Annotated in this window: 3 protein-coding genes; 2 read left to right on the top strand and 1 reads right to left on the bottom strand. The window is 72.3% G+C overall.

Features of this window, described 5'->3' with window-relative positions; genetic code table 11:
• The first annotated feature begins 225 nt into the window (after nucleotides 1–225).
• Entirely contained in the window at nucleotides 226–618 is a 393-nt protein-coding gene (gcvH, locus tag ABZ641_RS36400; protein WP_344628362.1) for a glycine cleavage system protein GcvH, read from the top strand.
• Nucleotides 619–694: 76 nt separating this feature from the next.
• Here gcvH and ABZ641_RS36395 read toward each other — a convergent pair whose 3' ends face one another.
• Nucleotides 695–1,162, bottom strand: coding sequence for a DUF6194 family protein (locus ABZ641_RS36395; protein WP_344628361.1), 468 nt, complete (start codon nucleotides 1,160–1,162; stop codon nucleotides 695–697).
• A gap of 119 nt (nucleotides 1,163–1,281) precedes the next feature.
• On the opposite strand from ABZ641_RS36395, the gene ABZ641_RS36390 reads away from it, so the two are divergent.
• A partial coding sequence (locus ABZ641_RS36390; RefSeq protein WP_359988794.1) for a MerR family DNA-binding transcriptional regulator occupies nucleotides 1,282–1,646 on the top strand: 365 nt, incomplete at its 3' end.

The raw sequence follows: 1,646 nt of genomic DNA, 5'->3' as shown, positions 1-1,646 counted from the left end.
CCCGTACCTGCGCCAGGTCGAGATCCACGGTGATCATTCTCGCCGACGGCCGGCGCCCGGTGGACACCGGCTGCGGGTTCCCCGCCGCGACACGCCCTCCGTGTGCGACCCACCCGGTCGAGTGACAATCCCGGCTCCCGTACCGGGGTCTGTTGCAGTCTCGGCGGGAACGCCCGTTCCTCGGGCGCCGAGCCGCGGCCGGGCGGCCGCACCACGGAGGGCCTCATGGCGAACATCCCGAACGACCTGAAGTACACCAAGGACCACGAGTGGGTGCGCGAACTCGGCAACGGCCGGATCCGGGTCGGCATCACCGACCACGCCCAGAAGCAGCTCGGCGACCTGGTGTTCGTCGAACTTCCGCCGGTCGGGCGCACCTTGGACACCGGCGAGCCCTTCGGCACGGTCGAATCCGTGAAGTCCGTCAGCGACGTCTTCGCTCCGCTGGCGGGCAAGGTCACCGGCAGGAACGAGGAGCTGGACAGCGACCCCGAACTGGTCAACACCGACCCCTACGACGAAGGCTGGTTGATCGAGATCGAACTCGCCAAGGGCACCGACCTCAAGGGCCTGCTGTCCGCCACCGCCTACGGCGAGTGGATCACCGAGGGTGCCTGATCCGGACGTACCGCAAGGGGCGGGAGGTGCCCCCACCCGCCCCTACGGGTCGTCCGTACGCCTTTGAAGCCGCGCTCTACGCCCTTGGACGGGCGGCGCGGGCGTGCGCGTCGGCGAGCAGCTCGCGGGCGAGGCCGGTGGTGGCCGGGCCGGGGTTGAGGATGCAGACCCATGCCTGGACGGCGTAGGCGGGGTGCGGCAGCAGCCGGTCGGTGGCGGTGTAGTCGTAGGTGTCGTGGTGCTGCTGGTGGGCGGCGGGCGGGTGGCCGATCAGCTCCTCGAAGGCCCTGCGGCCGACGGAGACGTTCAGCCGGAAGACGCCGGGCCGGTCGAGGTCGGAGGCGGTGTCGAAGCCCGCGTAGTCCTTGGTCACCAGCGTCGCGAACGGCATCCGGCGCGGGGAGTCGCCGTCCGGGTCGTGGAAGAAGAAGGTGTCGCCCCAGGCGACCTCGGGGGCGCCGCCGGCCGCGTCGGCGGTGACGGCGACGACGCCGGGCAGGCTCCGGGCGTACTCGATGATCCCGTTCTCGGTGGTCAGGTCCATGGCTTCAAGTCTTCCATTGAAGTGCTTGTTGGCAGTTGGCGCGGGCAGTGCGGCTTCAGACCGGGGACAGGTGGCCGCTAACCTTCAAATCGGCTGGAAGGTCGCAGGAGGAGGAAGCGGTGGCGGAGCAGCAGGGGCCGGGGCTCCGACCGGTCGATCTGGCCCGGGCGGCCGGGATCACCACCCAGCAGATCCGCAACTACGCGGATGCCGGGATCCTGCCGCCCGCGCCGCGGACCGCCGCGGGGTACCGGCGCTTCGACGACGGCCACCTGGACGCGCTGCTCGCCTACCGGGCGCTGGCCCGGGGCTGCGGCCCGCAGCAGGCGCGGGCGGTGATGCGGGCGGTGCATGCCGGGGAGCGCTCCGGCGCCCTCGCCCTGGTGGACGCCGCCCATGCGGCGCTGCACGGCGAACGGCAGGCGCTCGCCGCCACGAGCGCGGCGCTGGAGGCCCTGTCGGACCGGCAGCCGCAGCCGCCGCG

It is taken from the genome of Kitasatospora sp. NPDC007106, from assembly GCF_040634455.1.
Classification (GTDB): domain Bacteria; phylum Actinomycetota; class Actinomycetes; order Streptomycetales; family Streptomycetaceae; genus Kitasatospora; species Kitasatospora arboriphila.
Note: the sequence above shows the minus strand (reverse complement) of the source record. Positions and strands in the feature narration are given on the sequence as shown.

Bases quoted from the DNA above. Each gene is read 5' to 3' on its own strand.
- gcvH (WP_344628362.1), top strand. From the start codon at position 226: ATGGCGAACATCCCGAACGACCTGAAGTACACCAAGGACCACGAGTGG.
- ABZ641_RS36395 (WP_344628361.1), bottom strand. From the start codon at position 1,162: ATGGACCTGACCACCGAGAACGGGATCATCGAGTACGCCCGGAGCCTG.